The sequence below is a fragment of the Kribbella sp. NPDC051587 genome, assembly GCF_044453945.1.
GTDB lineage: Bacteria > Actinomycetota > Actinomycetes > Propionibacteriales > Kribbellaceae > Kribbella.
Genome location: NZ_JBITDE010000023.1, coordinates 25,291 through 45,723 on the forward strand (window position 1 = coordinate 25,291; position 20,433 = coordinate 45,723).

The window sequence follows — 20,433 nt, forward strand, 5'->3', positions numbered from 1 at the left end:
ATGGCCTCTCGTATCCGTGGCGGCGGGCTGAGCACGCTCGTCTTCCTGCTGCCACTGCTGCTCGTCTTCGGGATCTTCTCCTGGATCCCGATCGGGCGGGCGGTCGTGATGAGCTTCCAGGAGACGAACCTGGTCACGCCGTCCACCTTCGTCGGGCTGCAGAACTTCCGGGACGTCCTGGCTGACCCGCTGCTCTGGACGGCGATCAAGAACACCCTGTACTTCGCGTTCCTCGCCCTGCTCTTCGGGTATCCGGTACCGCTGCTGGCGGCGGTGCTGATGAGTGAGGTACGGCGGTTCAAGGGCCTGTACAGCGCGTTGGCCTATCTACCGGTCGTCATTCCGCCGGTGGTCGCCGTACTGCTGTGGAAGTTCTTCTACGACGCCGGGCCGACCGGCGTGTTCAACACGATCCTCGCAGTGGTGGGGATCGGGCCGGTCGCCTGGCTGCAGGACTCGTCGATCGTGATGCCGGCACTGGTTCTGGAGGCTACTTGGGCGGCAGCGGGCGGAACGGTGATCATCTACCTGGCAGCGCTCACAGGCGTGTCGACAGATCTGTACGAGGCCGCCGAGATCGATCGTGCATCGATCTGGCGGAAGGTCTGGCATGTCACGCTGCCGCAGCTGCGCGGGATCCTGCTGATCACGTTCATCCTGCAGATCGTCGGTACGGCGCAGGTCTTCCTGGAGCCGTTTCTCTTCACCGGCGGCGGTCCCGCGAACTCGACGACCACCTTGCTGCTGCTGATCTACGACTACGCGTTCGCGAACAGCCTGGGCGGTCAGTACGGGATGGCGACGGCGTTGAGCATCATGCTGGCCGTCGTCCTCGGGCTGCTCTCCGCGGTGTACTTCCGGTTGACGCGTGGTTGGAGCAAAGCATGAATCGGGGCATCCTCTCGCCGAGTGAATGGATTCGCCCGGGCATCCGGCGGACGACCCGCGGGTTGCACGCCGTACTGCTGGCGCTGTTGTTCGTCATCGGTCTCGGACCGATGCTGTGGCTGGCGAAGGCGGCCATCACGCCGACGCAGGACACCCTGCGGTCGCCCCTGGCGCTGTGGCCGCACGGCATGGATTGGGCCAACCTCGCGACGGCATGGACTCGCGTCGAGGTGGACAAATACTTCCTGAACACTGTCGCCCTCGCGGCCGGCTCCTGGCTGGTGCAGTTGCTGGTGGCAACGACGGCTGGCTTCGCTTTGTCGGTACTGCGGCCTCGGTACGGGAAGGTGATCACGGGCGTCGTGCTGGCGACGCTCTTCGTCCCGTCGGTCGTGCTGCTGGTGCCGCTCTACCTCACCATTGTCGACCCGCCGTTGCTGAAAGTCTCGCTGATCAACTCGTTCTGGGCGGTCTGGTTGCCGGCCGGAGCGAACGCGTTCAACATCCTGCTGGTGCAGCGGTTCTTCGACAACCTGCCCCGCGAGGTCTTCGAGGCGGCGCGGGTCGATGGTGCCGGTCCGTTCCGGCTGTTCTGGTCAGTCGTCCTGCCGATGTCCCGGCCGATCCTCGGGGTCGTGTCGGTGTTCGCGATCATCGCGGCCTGGAAAGACTTCCTCTGGCCGATGCTCGTCCTTCCGGATCCTGATCTGCAACCGCTGTCGGTCCGGCTGCCCGCCCTGCAACGGTTCGTCGAACTGGACGTCTTCCTTGCCGCGCTGGCGATCTCCACGGTCATCCCCGTGGTCCTGTTCGCAGTGTTCCAACGCTTCTTCCTGAAGTCAGGTGCCCTCCAAGGCGCTGTCAAGGGCTGACCTCGGCCCATCTCTCCCGCCCCGCTCGCCCAGTAGAAGGGCCCGCCATGTCCAGATCCCGCCTCGCTCTCCTTGCAGTCCTCACGGCGATCGCCACGCTGTTGGTCGCCCCGGCCTCCGCCGCCCCCGTCACCTATGAGCTGGAGAACGGCACGCGCGCCGGTGGTGCCCTCGTCGAAACCGACCACTCCGGCTACACCGGCTCCGGCTTCGTTGGTGGTTTCACCGACACCAACAAGGGCACCGCCGCCGTCACCACGACGGTCTCGGCCGCCGCTGGCTCCTCCACTCTCACCCTCCGCTACGCCAACGGCACCGGCTCAGCCAAAACCCTCTCGCTCTACCTGGGCGCCTCGAAGGTTCGGCAGCTGAGCCTGCCTCCCACTGCCAACTGGGACACCTGGGGAACCACCGTCGAGGCGGTCACGCTCGTTGCTGGTAGCAACAGCATCTCCTACCGCTTCGACAGCGCCGACTCCGGCAACGTCAACCTGGACCGCGTCGTCGTCGACTCGGCTCCTGCCCCCACAACCGGTGTCTACGAAGCCGAATCGGCGAGCCTGTCTGGTGGAGCGGTCGCCCAATCGGATCACCCCGGCTACACCGGCAGCGGCTTCGTCGGCGGTCTCACCGACGCCAACAAAGGCAACGCCGCCATCACCTATGCCATCACCGCGACCGCCGGCCCGAAGTCCCTGGCCCTGCGCTACGCCAACGGGACCGGCGCTCCCATGACGCTCTCCCTGTACGTCGCGGGCGCCAAACTGCGCCAGATCACCCTTCCCGCAACGGCGAACTGGGACACCTGGGGAACCGTCTCCGAGGCAGTGACCCTCACGGCCGGTTCCAACTCCATCGCCTACAAGTTCGACACCACCGACTCCGGCAACGTGAACGTCGACAACGTCACCGTCTCCGACGTCACCGAACCGCCACCATCAGGCGGTCCCGCCCTGGAGAACGCGTTCCTCTCCGGCGGCGCCACCGCGGCGACCTCGATAGCGGGCTACGCCGGTACCGGCTACGTCACCGGCTTCACCGCCGTCGGTGCTCGCGCCATCCGTACCGTCAACCTCACCGCAGCTGGCGCGGCCAGCACAACCCTTCGCTACAACAACTCCACGGGCAGTGCCAAGACCCTCACCTCCTACGCGAACGGCATCAAGGCCGGCCAACTCTCCCTGCCCGCAACCACCGGCTGGGCCACCACGCAACAGTCCCTGACGCTCCGAGCCGGCCTGAACCTGATCGGCTACCAGTACGACGCCGGTGACAGCGGCAACGTCGAGCTGGACGACCTCGCCGTCACGGGCTCGGCCAATCTCGCCACCCGCGGTGCCACGGTCTCGTACACGGAGTACGAAGCAGAGAACGCCAGCACCAATGGCGTCGTACTGGCTGCTGACCGTACGTACAAGACCGTCGCCTCCGAGTCCTCCGGCCGTCGCGCCGTCCGTCTGGACAACGCCGGCAAGTACGTCGACTTCACGCTGACCAAGCCGACCAACTCGATCGTCGTCCGCTACTCGATCCCCGACAACGCAGCCGGTACCGGCATCACCGCGCCGCTCGCCATCTACACCGGCGGCTCGAAGGTCAAGGACCTGTCACTCACCTCGGCGTACAGCTGGGTCTATGGCAGCTACCCCTTCCCGAACGACCCGGGACTCGGCGGGGGCCACCGCTTCTACGACGAAGCCCGTACGACGCTCCCGTCGTACGGTGCTGGAACCGTCCTAAGGCTTCAGAACGACACGTCGACTCCGATCACGATCGACCTGATCGACACCGAGATGGTCGCCCCGGCGTACCCGATCCCCGCGAACGCGGTCGACCTCACGTCGTACGGGGCAGTCTCGGGCGGCGGTGACGACACGTCAGCGTTCAACTCGGCGATTGCCGCGGCGAAGGCGGCGGGCAAGACACTGTGGATTCCGAGCGGGACCTTCGACCTCACCGCCCGGGTGAACGTCGACAACGTCACGATCCGCGGCGCCGGCATGTGGTACTCGACGGTCCGTGGCAACGCCGGCCGTGGTGGTTTCTTTGCCACCGGCAACAACGTGCAACTCGCCGACTTCACCTTGGCGGCGGACGTTCGCTACCGCGATCCCGACGGCTCGGTCACCACGGACTCCGCGATCGAAGGCAACTTCGGGACCGGCTCGCTCATCCACAACGTCTGGATCGAACACTCGAAGACCGGCATCTGGGCCAACAGCGGCACCAACGGCCTGTACGTCGTCGGCGTGCGCGTCCGCGACATGTTCGCCGACGGGCTCAACCTGAACACCTTCAGCGGCGACGGCAGTCCGGTCCGCAACACCCGCGTCGACCAGAGTGTGTTCCGCAACACCGGCGACGACGCGATGGCGATGTGGTCCTTCAACAGCGCGGTCTCCGACTGTGCCTTCACCTTCAACACCGCAACGCTTCCCACGCTGGCCAACACGGCAGCGATCTACGGCGGCGCCAACAACCGGATCGAGGACAACCTGTTGTCCGACACGGTCTACACCGCTTCCGGCATCACGCTCAGCACCTGGCACTCAGCCCAACCCTTCGCCGGTACGACGGTTGTCCAGCGGAACACGATCACCAGGGCCGGCGGGTTCAACACCGACTGGAACAGCAGTCAGGGCGGACTGTGGATCTACGCCGAGGCGCGTGAGATCACCGCACCGATCCTGATCAAGGACGTCGACATCATCGACAGCACCTATCAAGGCATCCTGATGACCTGGCAGAAGACGGTCAGCGGCATCACCTTCGATCACGTCAAGGTGCAGAACACGGGCACGTACGGCATCGACGTACAGGTCGCCGGCAGCGGCACCTTCAGCTACGTCACCGTCAGCGGGACTCCGTCGGGCGGCCTGAACAACACCCTCGGCTTCACTCTCGACCGGAGTGCGGGAAACTCAGGTTTCTAGAAAACTTTATCCTGTGAAGTATTTACCAGAGCGGGGTGGATCTGTCACGGTTCGGGCGTTGTCATCCGCCTGAAGGAGCAACCATGACAGATCCGCTTCCACCCGCCCCTCGGACCCGGCGCCGCCTTCTCGGCGTCGCGCTCGCGACCGCGACGCTTCTGGTGAGCACCGCGGTCACGGCCTACGCCGACCAACTCCCCACGTTGCCGCAGAACGCCAACGGCTACGAGCAGTCCTTCTCGCCCGCCTACGACTACGACACCGACGGCTGTTATCCGGTCGCCGCGATCAGCCCGACCGGAACACTCAATCCCGGTCTCAACCCGACCGGTGCCGTGAACGGCAACTGTCACGACCAGTCCGACCTCGACAACTCGCAGACCTACGCACGCTCGAAGTGCAACAACGGCTGGTGTGCCGTCGTCTATGCGAGCTACTTCGAGAAGGATCAGGCGGTCGACGGCAGTGGCCTCGGCGGTCACCGGCACGACTTCGAGCACGTCATCTCGTGGATCAACCAGTCGTCCAACCAGGTCGAGTACGTGACCACGACCCAGCACTCGAGTCAGGTCACCTATCCGCGTTCGCAGGTCCTGTTCGAGGGCTCGCACCCGAAGGCCGTCTACCACAAGGACGGCGTCGGTACGCACTTCTTCCGGCTCGCCAACAGCAACGACGAACCGCCCGAGAACCACTACCACAACTGGCGTTACCCGCCGGTCGTCGGCTGGGACGGCTACCCGAACACCGGGCTGCGCGACACGCTGATGAACGCCGACTTCGGGTCGGCCACGATCAAGATCACCGACAAGGACGACCGGTTCCGTTACCTGCTCAACGTGTCCAAACCAAGTGGCATCCCGTTCGACGCGTATGCCTGAAGTTTCCTCATTTTTTCGCTGGTGAAGTATGTACGCACATGGGGATGACCTGTCATCGTCGGGAACGTTGTTCTTCCGCCCCGAAGGAGTGACGATGACAGATCATTCCCGCGCCCGCCGACGGCTGGTCGGTATCGCGATCGGTACGGCGACGCTGCTGGTGGCCACCACGGCCGCCGCCTTCGCAGCGCCGCCACCGAGTCTTCCGCAGAACGCCAACGGCTACGAGCAGTCCTTCTCGCCGGCCTTCGACTACGACGGCGACGGCTGCTACCAAGTACCGGCGATCGGTGCCGACGGCACCTTGAATCCGGGCCTCAACACCACCGGTGCGGTCAACGGCAGCTGCCGTGACCAGTCCGACCTCGACAACTCCCAGACCTACTCACGCTCGAAGTGCAACAACGGCTGGTGTGCGGTCGTCTACGCCGGCTACTTCGAGAAGGACCAGGCCGTGGCCGGCAGCGGCCTCGGCGGCCACCGGCACGACTGGGAACACGTCATCTCGTGGATCAACCAGTCGTCCAACCAGGTCGAGTACGTGACCACCACCCAGCACTCCAGCCAGGTCACCTACCCGCGCTCGCAGGTGCGGTTCGACGGCTCGCACCCGAAGGTCGTCTACCACAAGGACGGAGCGAGCACGCACTTCTACCGGCTCGCCAACAACAACGACGAGCCGCCGGAGAATCACTACCACAACTGGCGTTACCCGCCGCTGGTCGGCTGGGACGGCTACCCGAGTACGGGCCTGCGCGACATCCTGATGAACGCGAACTTCGGTTCGGCCACCATCAAGATCACCGACAAGGACGACCGGTTCCGCAACCTGCTGAACGCGTCCAAGCCGGGCGGGATCCCGTTCGACCCCTGGGCCTGACGCCTTGGCTGATTGAAGAGAGATGGGGAGGAGCCCCGCCGGCTCCTCCCCATCCCGGTCATTCGGTGAGCTTCAAGTAGTCCAGGTTGAAGCCACCGCTCTCGCAGTACACCGTGATGATCTGATCGCCGGCCGGCAGCGTCACCTGGGTGTTGACCGACTGGTACGTCGCCCATCCGCCGGTGTCCGGCACCGAGACCTTCGTCAGTACGGCGCCCGCCGCGTCCCGGATCGAGATCGCATCCGGAGCGACCGCGCCGGTGCCGTTGGCCACCCGCAGTTCGAGGTTGTAGGTCGCGGCCTTGGTGAGGTCGACGCGGTACTGCAGCCACTTGCCCTTGTCGGTCCAGCCGATGTTCTTGCCACCACTGGCCGAGGGGTTCGACTCGACGAAGTTCGCGCCGCCCTCGGTCCAGCCGCTCTGGCCGACGTACGACTCCGCCTCGATGTTCTGGCCAACCGGCGTACCGTGCGGCGTCACCGTGATCTTGATCGTCGTCTCGTCGCTGGCCGCGCCATCGGTGACGCGGACCTTGACGGTCTGCGCGCCGGCAGTGGTCGGTCGCAGTGTGAGCAGCCCCGTCTTGGCGTCGAGGCTGACCCCGCCCGGCAGGTCAGTGGCGTAATACGCGAGCTGGTCACGATCCCGGTCCGTCGCCTTGAGCTGCACCTGGGCGACGCCGTACTGGTCAGCAACCACAGCCGGTACGTCGTTCAGGGTCGGCGCGTGATTGCCATGCTGCGAAGGAACATCGCCGTGCCAGCGGTACGTCGCGAACGACTTCGCCGGAACCGTCACCGTGAACGACTTGCCGGCCATCAGGACGCGGACCTGGCTCGAGGTGGCGTTCGAGTTACCGACGATCGCCACGAAGTTGTCGCCGCGATCCTTGAAGACCACGTTGCTGATCCCGTTGGCCGTCGTACCGGACTCGACGCGGGTGTGTTCCGGGGTCAGGTACTTCGCGAACTGGCCCATCGCGTACAGCTCGTCCCGGACCGTGAAGGTGCGCGCGGTGGTGTCGACCTTGACGAGACGGTTCGGCCACTTCGTCGTCCGGCCGACCTCGTCCCAGTCGAGGTTGTTGTCGCGCGCCGGCGTCCAGTGCAGCGTGCCGCCGTCCTGATCCGTGGTCTGCGCCCACATCACGTACGACGACGCGTCCAGCCGGAAGTAGTTCAGGATCGTGGCCGGGTTGAGGTCGCTGGTCTCGGTCATGTGCACCGGCTTACCGGTCTGCTCGTACGCGTCCCGCATGACGGTCGGGTCGCCCCAGTAGGGGTGGAACGCGATCGCGTCCGACGCCTTCTTGGTCTCGGGGTTGTTGAAGATCCGGTAGTAGTTCTTGGTCTCGGTGCTGTTCGGGTCGCGCCAGTCCCAGAAGTTGAAGTCGTGCACGTAGAGCTGGGTCGACAGGCCTGCCCGCCGTACCTCCCGCTTCACCGCGATCGCGAGCTTCTGCTGCTGCTCGACGCTGATGTCCATCGCCGGGTAGACCACGTCGATGCCGGGCTCGTTGAGCAGCGTGAGTGCGTCGACCTTGATGCCCTGCTTGGCGAAAGCCTCGACGTACTTGACGTAGTAGCGCGCGAAGACGTCGATGCAGTCGTCGCGCAGCTTGCCCACCTGGTAGTACGACGTGGTGCTGCCGGGCTTGAGCGCGACCTCACCGGTGAACCGGTTGTTGGTCTTCATCCACGCCGGCGCACTCCACGCGGACGCGAAGAACGTCGCCTTCGGGTTGTAGCGCTGGATCAGCTTCACCGTGTCCACGATGTGCGCGTCCACATCCCGCTTGATCGAGAAGTACTTGAGCCCGAAGTCCTCGGTGACGCCGGCCGGGAGTTCGTCGTACGACCAGAACGGCAGGTGCTCGATCAGGTCCGGGCTGCCGATCGTCAGCCGGAACCGGCTCAGCCCCGCGCCGCTCTTCGGGTCGACAAGCAGCCGGATCGCCTTGTCCCGCTCGGCCGGAGTGAGCTTCCAGAGGTTCGAGACGCTGGTCTCGTCCAGCGAGAACCCGACCCCCGAATACTTCTGCCGCACCGTGCTCGGGTCGATCACCACGGTCGCGTCCGGCGTCGTACCGCGATCGTTCCCGACATACGCCGAAGGCAACGGTTGCCACTTCTGCACCGACCCACTCGAGTACGTCCCGGTCACCACCGCCCCGCGATCCGGCCGCCCGGCACTGGCCGGCACACCCGCCGTCAGCAGTCCGACGCCCAGCGCCCCGACCGTGACCGCCACCCCAACACTTCGCCTCACAAAATCCTCCCAGCATCCCAGGAAAGCGCTTACTAGCCGCGAACCCTACGCGCCGGAATACGCATGCACACCCCCTCACCGGTTCCGGAACTTAAAGCCCGACTCGTCGCGGGCCGACGCTCTTGCCTTTCGTCGCTGTCAGGCATAACCTGACGAATGTGTCAGGAAATGCCTGACAAGACTGGGGGTTCATGATGCCGGAAACAGCGATGCGGTGCTCGTTCTGCGCGAAGGACAAGAGCGAGGTGGAACGGCTCATCGCCGGTCCCGGAGTCTTCATCTGCAATGAATGCGTCGCGCTCAGCGCAGAGATCCTGAGCGGTCAGCCCACCTCGTCCTTCCCGCCCCTCGACGGTAAGACCGACGACGAACTGCTCGCCGACGTAGCGCGCCTCAACCTCTCCCGCGGCCAGGTCGAGACCGCCGTCCGCGACCGCGTCCAGCACCTCCGCTCCCGCTCCGTCACCTGGGCGAGAATCGGCGAAGCCCTCACCATGAGCCGCCAATCCGCCTGGGAACGCTTCTCCGGCGAAGAGTGAGGCTCACCGAAACGGTTGCCCCGTGCTCAGGTCGTTTGGGCGAGGAAGGACTTGATGGCGGCGGCCGAGGTGGTGGTTTGGTCGGTGAAGAGTCGGTGGCCGGCGTTGTCGATGATGACGAACTCGGCGTTGGGGATCGCGGCCGCCAGTTTCTCGCCGGCGGACAGGGGCACCAGGCGGTCTTCGCGACCATGGAGAACGAGAGTCGGTACGGCGAGTTGGTGGAGGTCGGCGTACCGGTCCCACGGTGTGCTGGCGAGCAACTGGCTCCGAATCCCTTCCGGGGTGGTCTGGAACGCGGCCGCGGCCTCCTCGTCGCGGGCGATCTCGGCGGCTGGCGTCTGCTCGGCGTACAGAATCGGGGCGAGGGCCCGGCTGCGTTCCCCGGGCGGGAGCGCGGCGACCGTGGCCACGGCTGAGGCTGCGACCGTCAGATGGGGGATGCCGGCGTGGGTGCTGACGAGCATCAGGGACTCGGTGCGGTCGGGGTAGCTGAGGGCCAGCTCCTGGGCGATCAGGCCGCCGAGGCTAAGGCCGAGGACATGCGCTCGGTCGACGTGAGCTGCATCGAGGACGGCGACCGCGTCGGCTGCCATCGTGGCGAGGTCGAACGGTTCCGGGGAGAACCCGGTACGCCCCACACCGCGGTTGTCGAACGTGATGACCCGGAAGTCGTGCAGCTCCGGAAGCAGTCGGAACCATGTCGTTGATGATGACCCCAATCCGTTGATCAGGAGCACCGGCGCGCCTGCGCCGGTGACCTCCCACCAGATTCCTGCCGATGTGCGCATCCAACCCCTCCAGTGGAACGCTCGTTACATTACTCTGAGCATCCATCACGCCGATGTCAAGCGCATATTCTGCTAGCTTATGGATCGATCGTTCTAAGGAAGGTGAGATGGATTCACTGCTGCCACCGCAGCTGGCGGCCGATGGCGCGAAGGGGCGGCTGCTGACGGCCGCGGTCGAGTTGTTCGCGGCCCGGGGGTATCACGGCGTCTCCGTCCGGGACCTGACCGCGCATCTCGGCGTCCAGCCGAGCTCGCTGTACGCGAAGTACGCCTCGAAGGCCGACCTGTTCAGTGAGCTGGTGTTCCTGGCCAACGAGGAGATCCGGAACCGGATGCGCTCTGAGCTGCTCGCGAGCGATCCGCGGCCCGACGCGCAGCTGGCTGCGCTCGTCCACGCCAACGTCGAGTTCCACACGACGTACCCGCTGTTCGCGACGATCGCGCACAACGACTTCGCGATGCTGACCGACTCCGCGCTGCACCACGTCACCGCCAGTCGCAAGGAGGCGATCGACCTGATGCGGGCGGTCATCGATCGCGGCAACGACCTGGGCAGCTTCGACTGCGCCGATCCGTGGACCGCGATCGCGGCGATCGCCGGCTTCGGCATTCGCCTCGCGGTCTGGTACCGCCCGCCGGACGAGACGGCCGACACGGGTGCCGGTTACGCCACCGAGGTCCAGAACTGGATGGGCAAACCCCGCTCGATCGAGGAACTCAAGACGACCTACGCGACGTATGCGCTGCGACTTGTCGGTTGGCGTGGCCATACTGGCTGAATGAGTGAGCTGAGCGTTCGGCCGTTGGACGCCGACAGCTGGCCGGCGTTCGCGGCACTGGTCGAGGCGAACAACGGCGTGTGGGGTGGCTGCTGGTGCGTGGGCTTCCATCTGAAGCTCAAAGGCCGGACGGCGGCCGAGAACCGCGCCGAGAAGGAGCGTCGGGCCCACGACGGCACGACGCACAACGCACTGGTCTTCGACGGCGACCAGTGTGTGGGCTGGTGCCAGTTCGGCAGCCCTGACGAGCTCCCCGAGATCAAGAGCAAGCGCCTGTACGACAAGGGCTTGACGACCCTCCCCGACTGGCGCATCACGTGCTTCTTCACCGGCAAGGGCCACCGCGGCCAAGGCGTCGCCAACGCGGCCCTGGCCGGCGCCCTCGAACAGATCGCCCAGTACGGCGGGGGAGTGGTCGAGGGCTATCCCGAGGAGACCGACGACCGCAAGGTCTCCGGCTCGTTCCTGCACACCGGCCCGATGGCCGCCTTCGAGCTCCACGGCTTCGAGCGCACCCGTCCCATCGCGCCCCACCGCTGGGTCGTCACCCGCACGGTCAGTCCTTCCTGACCGGCGAGTCGTCGCCGTTGCCGGTGACGACGAGGCTGAAGTCGTCACCGTGGGTGCTGACGCCTTCGATGACCGCGGCCTCCATGGCCTCGGTGCCCATCGCCTTGCGCAGCATGAGCGGATCGGTGCGCAGGTCCTTGGCGAGGGCAACGGCCAGGCCGACCATCACCAGCGCGAACGGGAGTGCGGCGACGATGGTCAGATTCTGCAAGCCCTGCAAGGCTTTCGCGCCGCCTCCGCCGACGAGCAACATCACGGCGGCGACCGCTCCGGTCAACACACCCCAGAAGACGACCAGCGGTTTGCGGGGTTCGATCGCGCCGCGCTGCGACAGCGTGCCCATCACGATCGAGGCGGCATCAGCCCCGGAGACGAAGAAGATCGCAACCAGTACGACGACCAGGATCGTGGTGACCGACGCCAGCGGGTAGGAGTCGAGCAGGCCGAAGAGCTGACCCTCGGTGGTGGACTGGCCGGCGATGTCGACGCCGTGCCGCTGGGTGTCGATCGCGGCACCGCCGAAGATGCAGAACCAGACCAGGCTGACCAGTGACGGAACCAGCAGCACGCCGGTGACGAACTGCCGGATCGTCCGGCCGCGGCTGATCCGCGCGATGAACATGCCGACGAACGGCGTCCACGAGATCCACCACGCCCAGTAGAAGACCGTCCAGCTGGACAGCCAGGTGGCCATCGAGTCCCCACCGCTGGCCTCGGTCCGGGCCGCCATGTCGGCGATGTCGCGCAGGTAGTCGCCGATCGCGGTCGGTACCAGGTTCAGGATCAGTACGGTCGGACCCACGACGAAGACGAAGGCGGCCAGCGCCACCGCGAGCACCATGTTGATGTTCGACAGCCATTGGATGCCCTTGGCAACACCCGACACGGCCGACGCGACGAAGGCCGCGGTCAGTACGGCGATGATCCCGACCAGGACGGCGTTCCCGGTCTTGTCGAGCCAGCCGAGGATCCGCACTCCGGACCCGATCTGGAGCGCGCCGAGCCCGAGCGAGGCCGCCGAGCCGAACAGGGTCGCGAAGATCGCCAGGCTGTCGATCACCTTGCCGATCGGCCCTTCGGTCCGCTTGCCGAGCAGCGGCGCGAACGCCGAGCTGATCAGCTGCGAACGCCCGCGCCGAAAGGTGCCATAGGCAATCGCTATGCCGACGACGGCGTAGATCGCCCACGGGTGCAGCGTCCAGTGGAACAGCGTCGTTGCCATCGCCGTCTGCAGCGCCGCGTCCGTGCCGCCCTCAACCGTGCCTGGCGGCGGCTTCATGAAGTGCGACAACGGCTCGCTCACGCCGTAGAACATCAGCCCGATTCCCATGCCCGCGCTGAACATCATCGCGACCCACGAGACCGTCTTGAACTCCGGCTCCTCGTCGTCCGCCCCGAGCGGGATGCGTCCGTACCGCCCGGCCGCCAGCCACAACACGTACACCACGAACCCCGAGGCGAGCAGCACGAACAGCCAGCCCGTGTTCGTCTCGACCCACGTCAGCGCCGACGTCGACGCCGTACCGAGGCTGCTCGCTCCGACGAATCCCCAGACCACAAAGGCCACAGCGATCACAGCGGTCACGCTGAAGACGACCCGGTCGAGGCCGGAGCCGGAACTTCGGCTGCCCGGCGGTGGCGGTGCCGCGAGCGCAGGATGCTCGGTTGCGTGGTCGGGGTTTGCTTGCTGGCTGTCGAAATCGATCGCCACAGCTGAATCACGCCTCGCTTCGGCGCGCCTCCATCTTCTACTCGGGTCGCAGGGGGTGCCCTCGACCATTCCGGAGATCGTGGCGAAACGCAACTATCGTGGTCTCGGCCACACCGGCGTCCGCCCCAGTGACTTTCCCTGGTGCGAAGCCCAGGCGGCCGCCCGAGGCTAGGCACATGCCTACTGACACCTCCGGCCTCGGCGACTTCGACCAGCGCATCGAGGTACTGGTCATCCCGGTCTCCGACGTCGACCGCTCCCGCGACTTCTACGTCCGCCTCGGCTGGCGCCTCGACGTCACCCCGCCCTGGGTGGTCCAGCTCACCCCGCCCGGCTCCGCCACCTCCGTCCAGTTCGGCCCCGACCTCACCCCCGCCACCCCCGGCTCCGCCACCGCCTTCCTCGTCGTCGCCGACATCGTCACCGCCCGCGAAGCCCTCCTCGCCGCCGGCGTCCCCGTCACCGACTACTTCCACCGCACCCCCGAAGGCTTCACCCCCGGCCTGGACCCCCACCGCGCCACCTACAGCACCCGAGCCACCTTCCCCGACCCCGACAACAACACCTGGATCCTCCAAGAAATCACCACCCGCCTCCCCGGCCGCGAGTAACCACAGGGTGGTCTTTCGCTGGACAAAGTGGGGGCGCAGCGCGGAGCCTGGTGGGGTGCGCGGTGGTGAGGTCGAGGTCGGTACGACGTATTTGGTCGAGGTCCCCCAGGTGCTGGAAGCGGACCATCGGCTGACCTTTGGTGCGCTGCGTGGGGCGACGTTTCCGTTGACGGTGACCACGCTGGAGGAGACCGAGGTCGAGGGGATCCGGTCGGTGCTGAGCCCGACGACGGCGATCACGTTGACCGCCGAGCAGTGCCTCGAACTGGGGTTGCCGGAGGGGGAGTACGAGATCATCGGCAACCTCAGAACTCCGGACGGTACGCCGATCGTGCTGCCGCGCGTGCAGACCCTCACCGTGCCGATCGAGTGGCTGGTGCCGTTCACGGACGACCGCCCACAAGGGCACTGGGACGCCACCGGTTCACTCTGGTAGAAAACCCCGCGCCGTCCGGACCGCCGGTTGCTACCCTCGGCGCGTGCCCAAGACAGACACGGTGCGCCGTCGCTGAGAGCGGCGGCGCATAAGAACCAGACACAAGTGTCTCGCCGTCGTTCCCGGCCTCATGTCGGGAGCGCCCTCGTGGCGCTCGGAATCTGCTGACTCCGGAGCGCATACCGTGTTTTATCTGTCTGTCCGTCATCGTCGACGTGTCCTCGTCGCCGACCTCATCTCCACCTCGGTCTTCCCGCTGGCGATCACCGGCTCGACCGCCGTCGTCCCCGCGGCGACCGCCGACCTGCGCGGGGCTGACGCCCTGGGTCCCTGGATCGTTGTCGGGTACAACGGTCTCTTCGCCGCCGCGTTGCTGCTGGCCGGTGTCCTGGCCGATCGCACCTCACGCACAAAGTTCTTTGCTCTAGGCAACATCGTGGTCGCGGTAGCCGGCGTGCTGTCCGCGCTGGCACCCGACCTCGGAACGCTGGTCGCCCTTCGGGTGCTGGCCGGCGTCGGCGCGGCGATGTGTGCTGCCGGTGGTTCGGCGATGGTGCTTGCCGTCTATCCACCTGAGGATCGTCACCGCGTCTACGGGTACGTCGGCGCCGTACTAGGCACGAGCCTTGCCCTCGGCCCGTTCGCGGCACAGGGCCTGATGGCGGTCGGTGGCTGGCCGCTGGTCTTCGTCGTACCGGCTGCGGTCGCGGGCATCGCCGTACTGGCCACGATCGGTCTGCCGAGCCTTCGCTCTACTGAGTTGCCGAAGGAGTTCGACCTCGCCGGTGCGGTGATCTTCGGGTTCACGATCGCCGCAGCGGTCACCGCTTTCGGATTCGCGCTACCGGTCTGGGCGACAGTCGGGTTGCTGCTCAGCGCCGCTGGTGGGTTCACGGTGCTTGTCCGGGTGGAACGCCGTACGGCGGATCCGGCGATCCCGCTCGACCTGCTGCGCATCCCGGCGTACCGGGCCTATGCCCTCGGCACGGGTGCCTTCATGGGCGTTCTGGTCGTCGGACTGACCGTCCTGCCCCAACTCGGTGCCCACCTGGGCGCGGGCCAAGTCGGTCTCCTCCTGAGCCTGCTCACCATCCCCTCAACCCTGCTCCCGCTCGTCGCCTCCCGCATCGCCCGCCGCTGGGCAGCACCCTTGGTGACCACCGCGCTGGTCGTCTGCGCTGCCGCGGCCTTCGCGCTCCAACTCACCGACGCCCCGCTGGCCTTGTTCATCGGCGCCGGCGTCTTCGGCGTCTGCCTGGGCCTCACCGAAGGCGTCCCCGACGGCCAAGCCCTCAAACACGTACCCGCCCACCGAGGCGGCGCCGGCGCTGCCCTCTTCAGCACCACCCGCATGACCGTCGAAACCCTCACCCTCGCCGCCGCCACCGGCGCCGCCACCCTCCTAACCCCCACCGCAGCCCTCCTAGTACCCGCCGCCGTCTGCCTCCTCTCCGTCGCCACCCTCCACCACGCCAGCCGCCCCTCTCCCAACCCCACCCCACAACCCTCCACCTGAAGGGATATCCACCGAGTTGGGGGGTTGCCCCTGTGGAATGTGAGCGGGCAACCCTCCAGGTGAGGGGTTGTCCACCGAGTTGGGGGGTTGCCCCTGTGGAATGTGAGCGGGCAACCCTCCAGGTGAGGGGTTGTCCACCGAGTTGGAGGGTTGGCCCGGCGGGGTATTCGGTCGCGGGGTGGGGGACGGGTGCTTAGGGTGACGGGATGGACGGCAAGGAAGCCAAGGAGCTGGTACGGCGGGGGTATGACGCCTTGTCGGTGCAGTACGACGAGGCGTTCGGGAGCGAGACCAAGTACGGCGACTGGCTGGGTGAGCTGCTGACTCGGATTCCGGACCGCAGTCGGGTGCTTGATGTCGGGTGCGGAGCGGGCGTACCGGTGGCGAAGGTGCTGGCCGATTCCGGACATCAGGTCACCGGCGTGGACATCAGTGAGGTGCAGGTCGCGCGGGCCCGGGAGCGGGTTCCGAATGCGACGTTCCTGCAGGGTGATGTGACGACGCTGGAGTTGCCGGCGGGTGAGTTCGATGCGGTGCTGTCGTTCTACGCGCTGATCCACATTCCGGTGGACGAGCAGGAGGCCTTGCTGCAAAGGATCGGTACGTGGTTGCGACCGGGCGGGATGTTCGTGGCGACGGTCGGCGCGACCGCGTGGACTGGTGCGGAGGAGAACTGGTTGGGCGGCGACGTACCGATGTGGTGGAGCCACGCGGACGCCGACGCTACTCGAGCGTGGATCGAGGCCGCTGGACTGGTCGTGGAGCGGGTGGAATTCGTGCCGGAAGCGGACAGCGGGCACACGTTGATCTGGGCTAGCCTGAGGGCCTTGCACAACTGACTGCGAAGGGTGCCGCCCATGCCCAGAGCTCTTGCTGTTCTGCTCGCCGCCACGCTCACCGTGCTGACTGCCGGTACGGCGACCGCGACCACGACCGCCGCATCGGATCCAGCCCGCGCCGAGTTGCGGGGGATCGTCGAGAACGTGGCCGGTGCGACCGGGAAGCGCTACAGCGCCAAGGACGACGCCGGCCACGTGATGGACACGGTGAAGATCATCCAGGACAGCACCGGTGGATACCTCGCCGTGTCCCATCACATGGCCAGTGACGGCCATTTCCGGGTGAACCTGGCGACCTCGACCGATCTGCTCAACTGGCACTGGGTGCGCGAGCTCGCCGGCAGCAACACCGGACCGGCCTCGCAACCCACGATCGTGCAGGCGTCGAACGGCGGCTTCGTGCTCGCCTGGGAGCAGGAGCAGCCCGGCGGCGGCAACAACCATCTCGCCTTCCGATACTTCGCCAACCGGGCGGATCTCCTGGCAGGCAAGGTGAATCGCTCCTTCGACGCACCTCGCCGCCTGTCGTCGTGTGCCGAGGGTACGCCGAACATCTACAGCGTCACGCTGTCACCCGACATCGACCACTCGACGATCGACATCGGCGGCCACTACTGGTGGAACTGCGACCGCGACCGCCAGCAACGCGGCACCCTGAAGAACTTCAACTCTTGGACGACCGCCGCCCAGCCGAACTTCGACAACGCCCTGCTCTACTGGAACGTCGGCGGCAACATCGGTGACCGCGACCAGACCACCTTCCGCGGCTACGGCTTCGGGCTGATCGAAGGCCAGTACACCAAGGGCGACTTCGGCTCCTGGCGCACCTTCGTCTACGACTACCAGACCGGCAACGCCGATCGGACGACGATCCGCACCAACGGCGGCAGTACGGCGTTCGCCAACCCCAGCATCACCGCTCTGAAAGCCCCGAACGGCCAGAACGCCTTCGTCATCACCCTCTTCATCCCCAGCGAAGGCGCGGCCCCCGGCGAATCCGGCCAACTCATCTACTACCAGACCTACTGATTCTCATTCGGGGTCGTTGCCGCGGAGGCCGTCGACGGCTTCGCGCAGTACGTCGGCATGTCCGGTGTGCTTGAGGTACTCCTCGAGCATGTCGACGAGGATGCGGCGCCGGCTGGTGATCCAGTCGGGGTTGCCCTCGTCGATCAGGACATCGAGGCCGTCATCCGCGCACAGCTCAGCCCAGGTCGCCTGCGAACGCTCCACACTGGAGTACCAGAGCTGGTACAGCTCCTGCGGATCGTCGGTGACCGCGGACTCCCAGGCCCAGTTGTCGTTCGCGACCCAGTCCCGGACATCCCATGGCGCCTCGATCGGACGTTGCGCGGCGCGGGCGGTGAAGCCGGCCTCGACGAACGCCAGGTGCTTGACCAGGCCGGCCAGCGTCATGGTCGACGGTGGGTGCTGCTGCCGCAGTTGCGAGGCGGTCAGGTTGCCGGTCTTCCAGGCGAACTGGCGCCGGACACGGTTGACGGCGAACTGGAGCATCTCCGCCTCGCCGCCGCGCAGGCACTCGGTCATGGGGATGTCTTTCCACTGCATGCGTCCTCCTTGAGGGTCACCTCGTTCCTACCAGGACGCGCTGACATTTTGATGACGGCCAGGAGGGCACCGGCGATGGTGATGACGGCTCCGACGATCTGGAGCGTGGTGAAGGATTCCTCGAGGAAGATGACAGCGGCGGCGGTGCCGAAGACCGGAACGGTGAACATCGCGACGGTCGCAGTACTGGGGCTGACCGTGTGCACGGCCCGGTAGTAGAACAAGTAGGCAATCGCGGTCGGGCCGATCGCCAGGAAGATCACGTTGGCCCAGACGGTCGTGGGGACCGCGCCCCACTGCGTGTCGGGAAACGCCGGGATGGCGACCAGAGTGAGGGCCAAGGCACCAACACCAGTCGCGTACGTCGTTGCGCGGAGCGGGTCGATGCTGGTCAGCACCTTCTTCGAGGCGATGCTGTAGAACGCCCAGCAGGCTGCGGCGGCCAGGTAGAGGAAGTCGCCGGCAAGGTGCGAGCCGCTGACCGCGCCACCGATCCCGACGAAGAAGACGACCGCGCCGATCACGCCGAGCGCAAGGCCGATCACGCGCCGCCGGGAGGCAGTCTCGCGGCCGGTCAGGACCAGCGCGATCGTGGTCAGGACCGGGCTCATGGTCGGGACGATCACGCTGCCGTCGATGGCCGGCGCCTTGGTCAAAGCCCAGAAGAAGAACAGGTTGTACGCGAAGACGCCGACCAGGCCAGGTGCTCCCGCCGTCCGGAGATCGCGCCAGGAGAAGCGCGACGCGTCGCGGCGGAGGATGAGCACCAGGAGCAGGACGAGTGCGGCCCCGCCGAAGCGGAGTGCGGCGGCGACCTCGTGCGGAAGCTGGCCGACGGCAACTTTCGAGCTCGGGAAGGCAGTCCCGAACAGGATCATCGTCACCAGCAGGTACAGGTACGGCTTGGTCATCTCCCCATGCTGATTTCGCGCCGGGGCATTGTCTTGTACGTTCTTGTCATGGTCGGCGAAGCGGCGATCAGTGCCTGGCATCCGGAGGTCCCCGGGATCACGGAGGTCTTCCATGCGCACTTTCTCCAGCATGCCTACCCGGTGCACACCCACAGTGTCTGGACCTTGCTGATCCTCGACGACGGCATCCTGCGCTTCGACCTCGACAAGCACGACCACGGCACCCTGCGCTCGCAGGTCCTGTTGTTGCCGCCGCACATTCCGCACGACGGCCGTACGTCGACCCCGCAGGGCTTCCGCAAACGCGTGATCTACCTGGCCGAGGACGCCTTCGGCGCAGGCCTCATCGGTCCCGCGACCGATGAGCCCAACCTGTCCGACCCCTTGCTCTGGCAGCGAATCAGCCAGCTCCACGGCGTCCTCGCCCAGCCTGGTGAGTCCTTCGAGTCCGAGGCCCGCCTGGCCCTGATCGTCGAGCGAGTCAGCGAACAACTACGCCGTACGGCGCTCCCATCCGTCGAACCGCCGCCTCGTGGGGTGGCCGATGACCTGCACGACCTGTTGGATGACCGGCTGGTCAGCGGTCTCACCCTGGAAGAAGCGGCGGGCCTGATGCAGGCGACTCCGACGAGCCTGGTGCGCTCGTTCACCAAGCGCTTCGGGATCCCGCCGCACCTCTACCTGACCGGTCGACGGGTGGAGTTGGCCCGCGAACTACTGCTCGCCGGGATGCCGGCCGGCGCGGTCGCCGCCGAGGCCGGCTTCTACGACCAGTCCCACCTGAACCGGCACTTCAAGCGGATGCTCGGGATCACTCCGGCCCGCTATGCGCGAAGCCGGCGATGAGGGTGTTGATCCCGAGCCGGAACCGGCGGTTGGCGGACTGCTTGGAGCTGCCGAGCCGGTTCGCCTTCTCGGCGCCGGTCAGGCCCTCGACGACGGTGAAGAAGATCAGCGCGATATCCGTCGGGTCGCCGTGGAAATGCCCGCGCTCGACGGCGTACCGCGCGTGGTCGACGAAGATCTTCCGGACTTCGACCCCGGCCCGGACCTCGTCCTGGGTGGGGTCGAAGTCGGCGAACGGCCGGGCGAACATCACCTCGGCGAGCACGGCGTGGTCGAGGATGAACCGCCGGAAGGACTCGGCCAGCCGACGCAGCGCCTCCAGCGGATCCGGCGTCACCGGTACGGCGGCGAGCCGCTCGGCGAGCAACCGGAACCCCTCGAAGTAGACCTCGCGGACGATCCCGGCCTTGTCGCCGAACACCTCGTAGATCGCCGGCACCGACGCTCCGGCCCGGCGCGCGACCGTCCGTGTGGTCAGGGCGGTGACGCCCTCTTCGTCGAGCACCGCCAGCGCGCTGGCCAGCCCGCGCTGCTGGAGGTCGTCGGTTCGCTGCTTCACCCTTGGCACTGCCCGACGATAGCATATCGACGT

Annotated in this window: 20 protein-coding genes; 14 read left to right on the forward strand and 6 right to left on the reverse strand. The window is 66.6% G+C overall.

Features of this window, described 5'->3' with window-relative positions:
* The 5 genes from ACIA49_RS41120 (at window position 1) to ACIA49_RS41140 (ending at window position 6,454) form a co-directional block, all read left to right on the forward strand.
* Window positions 1-888: a carbohydrate ABC transporter permease gene (locus ACIA49_RS41120; protein WP_396383797.1), complete on the forward strand. Its 888-nt coding sequence runs from the start codon at window positions 1-3 to the stop codon at window positions 886-888.
* Entirely contained in the window at window positions 885-1,760 is an 876-nt protein-coding gene (locus ACIA49_RS41125) for a carbohydrate ABC transporter permease (RefSeq protein ID WP_396383798.1), read from the forward strand. The genes ACIA49_RS41120 and ACIA49_RS41125 overlap by 4 nt, the downstream gene beginning before the upstream one ends.
* Window positions 1,761-1,807: 47 nt before the next feature.
* Window positions 1,808-4,693, forward strand: a complete 2,886-nt coding sequence (locus ACIA49_RS41130; protein ID WP_396383799.1) for a CBM35 domain-containing protein — start codon at window positions 1,808-1,810, stop codon at window positions 4,691-4,693.
* 83 nt (window positions 4,694-4,776) lie between these two features.
* A complete protein-coding gene (locus ACIA49_RS41135; RefSeq protein WP_396383800.1) occupies window positions 4,777-5,574 on the forward strand; it encodes an NPP1 family protein in 798 nt (265 codons plus the stop codon).
* 94 nt (window positions 5,575-5,668) lie between these two features.
* Window positions 5,669-6,454 (forward strand): NPP1 family protein, encoded by a 786-nt coding sequence (locus ACIA49_RS41140; RefSeq protein WP_396383801.1) that lies wholly within the window; start codon window positions 5,669-5,671, stop codon window positions 6,452-6,454.
* Window positions 6,455-6,512: 58 nt separating this feature from the next.
* On the opposite strand, the gene ACIA49_RS41145 is transcribed toward ACIA49_RS41140, so the two are convergent.
* The gene (locus ACIA49_RS41145) at window positions 6,513-8,723 is read right to left on the reverse strand and encodes a carbohydrate-binding protein (protein ID WP_396383802.1); all 2,211 of its coding nucleotides are present in this window, start codon (window positions 8,721-8,723) and stop codon (window positions 6,513-6,515) included.
* 191 nt (window positions 8,724-8,914) lie between these two features.
* Between ACIA49_RS41145 and ACIA49_RS41150 the strand changes: the two genes are divergently transcribed.
* The gene (locus ACIA49_RS41150; RefSeq protein WP_396383803.1) at window positions 8,915-9,262 is read left to right on the forward strand and encodes a ClpX C4-type zinc finger protein; all 348 of its coding nucleotides are present in this window, start codon (window positions 8,915-8,917) and stop codon (window positions 9,260-9,262) included.
* A 26-nt stretch (window positions 9,263-9,288) separates the two neighbouring features.
* Here ACIA49_RS41150 and ACIA49_RS41155 read toward each other — a convergent pair whose 3' ends face one another.
* Window positions 9,289-10,053 carry an alpha/beta fold hydrolase gene (locus ACIA49_RS41155; RefSeq protein ID WP_396383804.1) on the reverse strand — a complete coding sequence of 255 codons (765 nt, stop codon included), beginning with the start codon at window positions 10,051-10,053 and terminating at the stop codon, window positions 9,289-9,291.
* Between the two features lie 107 nt (window positions 10,054-10,160).
* Here ACIA49_RS41155 and ACIA49_RS41160 point away from each other — a divergent pair, with 107 nt between their 5' ends.
* A complete protein-coding gene (locus ACIA49_RS41160) occupies window positions 10,161-10,832 on the forward strand; it encodes a TetR/AcrR family transcriptional regulator (protein ID WP_396383805.1) in 672 nt (223 codons plus the stop codon).
* Entirely contained in the window at window positions 10,833-11,402 is a 570-nt protein-coding gene (locus ACIA49_RS41165) for a GNAT family N-acetyltransferase (RefSeq protein ID WP_396383806.1), read from the forward strand. It abuts the gene before it with no gap.
* On the opposite strand, the gene ACIA49_RS41170 is transcribed toward ACIA49_RS41165, so the two are convergent.
* The gene (locus tag ACIA49_RS41170; RefSeq protein WP_396383807.1) at window positions 11,389-13,113 is read right to left on the reverse strand and encodes a BCCT family transporter; all 1,725 of its coding nucleotides are present in this window, start codon (window positions 13,111-13,113) and stop codon (window positions 11,389-11,391) included. The genes ACIA49_RS41165 and ACIA49_RS41170 overlap by 14 nt on opposite strands.
* A gap of 176 nt (window positions 13,114-13,289) precedes the next feature.
* Between ACIA49_RS41170 and ACIA49_RS41175 the strand changes: the two genes are divergently transcribed.
* The 5 genes from ACIA49_RS41175 to ACIA49_RS41195 all read left to right on the forward strand — a co-directional run bounded on the left by ACIA49_RS41175 (window position 13,290) and on the right by ACIA49_RS41195 (window position 17,544).
* A complete protein-coding gene (locus tag ACIA49_RS41175) occupies window positions 13,290-13,724 on the forward strand; it encodes a VOC family protein (RefSeq protein WP_396383808.1) in 435 nt (144 codons plus the stop codon).
* A gap of 55 nt (window positions 13,725-13,779) precedes the next feature.
* Window positions 13,780-14,160, forward strand: a complete 381-nt coding sequence (locus ACIA49_RS41180) for a hypothetical protein (RefSeq protein ID WP_396383809.1) — start codon at window positions 13,780-13,782, stop codon at window positions 14,158-14,160.
* Between the two features lie 184 nt (window positions 14,161-14,344).
* Window positions 14,345-15,676: an MFS transporter gene (locus tag ACIA49_RS41185; protein ID WP_396383810.1), complete on the forward strand. Its 1,332-nt coding sequence runs from the start codon at window positions 14,345-14,347 to the stop codon at window positions 15,674-15,676.
* A 206-nt stretch (window positions 15,677-15,882) separates the two neighbouring features.
* Entirely contained in the window at window positions 15,883-16,515 is a 633-nt protein-coding gene (locus ACIA49_RS41190) for a class I SAM-dependent methyltransferase (RefSeq protein ID WP_396383811.1), read from the forward strand.
* 18 nt (window positions 16,516-16,533) lie between these two features.
* Entirely contained in the window at window positions 16,534-17,544 is a 1,011-nt protein-coding gene (locus ACIA49_RS41195) for a hypothetical protein (RefSeq protein ID WP_396383812.1), read from the forward strand.
* 3 nt (window positions 17,545-17,547) lie between these two features.
* On the opposite strand, the gene ACIA49_RS41200 is transcribed toward ACIA49_RS41195, so the two are convergent.
* A complete protein-coding gene (locus ACIA49_RS41200; RefSeq protein ID WP_396383813.1) occupies window positions 17,548-18,084 on the reverse strand; it encodes a DUF664 domain-containing protein in 537 nt (178 codons plus the stop codon).
* On the reverse strand, window positions 18,060-18,995 hold the full coding sequence (locus ACIA49_RS41205; RefSeq protein WP_396383814.1) for a DMT family transporter: 936 nt from the start codon (window positions 18,993-18,995) through the stop codon (window positions 18,060-18,062). Before ACIA49_RS41205 ends, ACIA49_RS41200 begins: the two co-directional genes overlap by 25 nt.
* 48 nt (window positions 18,996-19,043) lie before the next feature.
* Here ACIA49_RS41205 and ACIA49_RS41210 point away from each other — a divergent pair, with 48 nt between their 5' ends.
* Window positions 19,044-19,841, forward strand: a complete 798-nt coding sequence (locus ACIA49_RS41210) for an AraC family transcriptional regulator (protein ID WP_396383815.1) — start codon at window positions 19,044-19,046, stop codon at window positions 19,839-19,841.
* Here ACIA49_RS41210 and ACIA49_RS41215 read toward each other — a convergent pair.
* The gene (locus ACIA49_RS41215; RefSeq protein ID WP_396383816.1) at window positions 19,807-20,409 is read right to left on the reverse strand and encodes a TetR/AcrR family transcriptional regulator; all 603 of its coding nucleotides are present in this window, start codon (window positions 20,407-20,409) and stop codon (window positions 19,807-19,809) included. The genes ACIA49_RS41210 and ACIA49_RS41215 overlap by 35 nt on opposite strands.
* Window positions 20,410-20,433 lie beyond the last annotated feature (24 nt).

Excerpts from the sequence above, each read along its gene's own strand:
- ACIA49_RS41120 (WP_396383797.1), top strand. The coding sequence starts at position 1 with ATGGCCTCTCGTATCCGTGGCGGCGGGCTGAGCACGCTCGTCTTCCTG.
- ACIA49_RS41125 (WP_396383798.1), top strand. The coding sequence starts at position 885 with ATGAATCGGGGCATCCTCTCGCCGAGTGAATGGATTCGCCCGGGCATC.
- ACIA49_RS41130 (WP_396383799.1), top strand. The coding sequence starts at position 1,808 with ATGTCCAGATCCCGCCTCGCTCTCCTTGCAGTCCTCACGGCGATCGCC.
- ACIA49_RS41135 (WP_396383800.1), top strand. The coding sequence starts at position 4,777 with ATGACAGATCCGCTTCCACCCGCCCCTCGGACCCGGCGCCGCCTTCTC.
- ACIA49_RS41140 (WP_396383801.1), top strand. The coding sequence starts at position 5,669 with ATGACAGATCATTCCCGCGCCCGCCGACGGCTGGTCGGTATCGCGATC.
- ACIA49_RS41150 (WP_396383803.1), top strand. The coding sequence starts at position 8,915 with ATGATGCCGGAAACAGCGATGCGGTGCTCGTTCTGCGCGAAGGACAAG.
- ACIA49_RS41155 (WP_396383804.1), bottom strand. The coding sequence starts at position 10,053 with ATGCGCACATCGGCAGGAATCTGGTGGGAGGTCACCGGCGCAGGCGCG.
- ACIA49_RS41160 (WP_396383805.1), top strand. The coding sequence starts at position 10,161 with ATGGATTCACTGCTGCCACCGCAGCTGGCGGCCGATGGCGCGAAGGGG.
- ACIA49_RS41165 (WP_396383806.1), top strand. The coding sequence starts at position 10,833 with ATGAGTGAGCTGAGCGTTCGGCCGTTGGACGCCGACAGCTGGCCGGCG.
- ACIA49_RS41175 (WP_396383808.1), top strand. The coding sequence starts at position 13,290 with ATGCCTACTGACACCTCCGGCCTCGGCGACTTCGACCAGCGCATCGAG.
- ACIA49_RS41190 (WP_396383811.1), top strand. The coding sequence starts at position 15,883 with ATGGACGGCAAGGAAGCCAAGGAGCTGGTACGGCGGGGGTATGACGCC.
- ACIA49_RS41195 (WP_396383812.1), top strand. The coding sequence starts at position 16,534 with ATGCCCAGAGCTCTTGCTGTTCTGCTCGCCGCCACGCTCACCGTGCTG.
- ACIA49_RS41200 (WP_396383813.1), bottom strand. The coding sequence starts at position 18,084 with ATGCAGTGGAAAGACATCCCCATGACCGAGTGCCTGCGCGGCGGCGAG.
- ACIA49_RS41205 (WP_396383814.1), bottom strand. The coding sequence starts at position 18,995 with ATGACCAAGCCGTACCTGTACCTGCTGGTGACGATGATCCTGTTCGGG.
- ACIA49_RS41210 (WP_396383815.1), top strand. The coding sequence starts at position 19,044 with ATGGTCGGCGAAGCGGCGATCAGTGCCTGGCATCCGGAGGTCCCCGGG.